This is a genomic window from Candidatus Symbiothrix dinenymphae (genome assembly GCF_001431085.1).
This window is the reverse complement of the sequence record NZ_BBRU01000030.1, coordinates 1-1,346: the sequence shown is the minus strand read 5'-3', so window position 1 is coordinate 1,346 and position 1,346 is coordinate 1. Positions and strand designations below refer to the sequence as shown.

Genomic DNA, 1,346 nt, shown 5'->3' with positions numbered 1-1,346 from the left:
AAAAGCAGCAAGTAGTCATTTTAGTTGATGAATATGATAAACCCATCATCGACCATTTGAACGATTTGGAAAAGGCTGACAAAAATCGTGCCATTCTTCACGATTTCTATCAGGTGATGAAAGCCGCTGATGAGCATCTGCACTTCATATTTCTCACGGGCGTATCCAAATTCTCCAAAGTATCCATCTTTTCGGGGTTAAACAATCTGCGCGACATTACACTTGATGCCCGATTTGCCACTATTTGCGGCTATACACAGGCAGAGTTAGAATCCTATTTTGACCCCCATATTGAACAAATGAGCCAAAAGGAAGAACTGACCAAACAGCAAACAATAGAGAAAATTAAATACTGGTACGATGGCTATTCGTGGGATGGTGTTAATTTTGTATATAATTCGTTTTCAACATTGTTGCTTTTCGACATACAAGAGTTTAAAGACCATTGGTTTTCAACCGGTAGCCCCACGTTTATAGTTAATATTTTGAAAGAGCATAATGATGTGCAGTCGTTGATGGTGCCATTTCAGATGGAGGCTACAGACTTCGACAGTTTTGATATTCAGACGATAAACCCGCGCATATTGATGTTTCAAACGGGCTATTTGACAGTAAAAAAGAAGGAACAAGACCCGTTTGGTGTAACTATGCTCTACACGCTGGGTGTTCCCAACGAGGAGGTCAATCAGGCATTAACGCGCCATTTATTAGCCAATTATGCCGAAATTTCGTTGCCGGAAGTGAACGAGGGATGCCGACAAATGATGAGGCAACTTGTGTCGGGCGATTCGCAACAGTTTGAGCGTAGCCTGCAAGCCATGTTTGCGCGCATTCCCTACCAACTGTGGGGCAACGATGAAAAATATTATCATTCCATGTTGCTGCTGTGGCTGAATGCATTAGGCTTTAAGCCGGATGCCGAAATGTGCACCGATAAAGGGCGGATAGATGCCGTGTGGACGTGGCAGGAGCGGGTTGTGATTGCCGAAGTGAAATATGCTGCAAGTGATGGCGATAAAGACGTTGCAAGCGATGGTGGCAAAGACACTGCAGACAACGCCGCTACAATAGCCCAATTATTAGACACAGCATTGGCACAAATTCGCGAAGTCCGCTATTATGAGCGTTATGCGGGCGAGAACAAGCGCATCGCATTGCTGGGAGTGGCATTTGTGGGGAAAGAGATTGCTTGTCGGATGGAAGAATTATCAAATAATTAAAAAAAAACATTATGTTACAGGAATTACCTATTGGAATACAGTCGTTTGCGGATTTACGCAGCAAAGGCTATTTGTATGTCGATAAGACCCAAGTGATTCATCGCTTGATAACATCCGGCAAGCCGT

General features: G+C 43.6%; 2 protein-coding genes. Both read left to right on the top strand.

The genetic code is table 11. The features are described from left to right. The coding region (locus ASC50_RS00625) for an AAA family ATPase (protein ID WP_056928578.1) at positions 1-1,220 on the top strand (1,220 nt) is incomplete at its 5' end. A gap of 11 nt (positions 1,221-1,231) precedes the next feature. Next, a partial coding sequence (locus ASC50_RS06595; RefSeq protein ID WP_082591998.1) for an AAA family ATPase occupies positions 1,232-1,346 on the top strand: 115 nt, incomplete at its 3' end.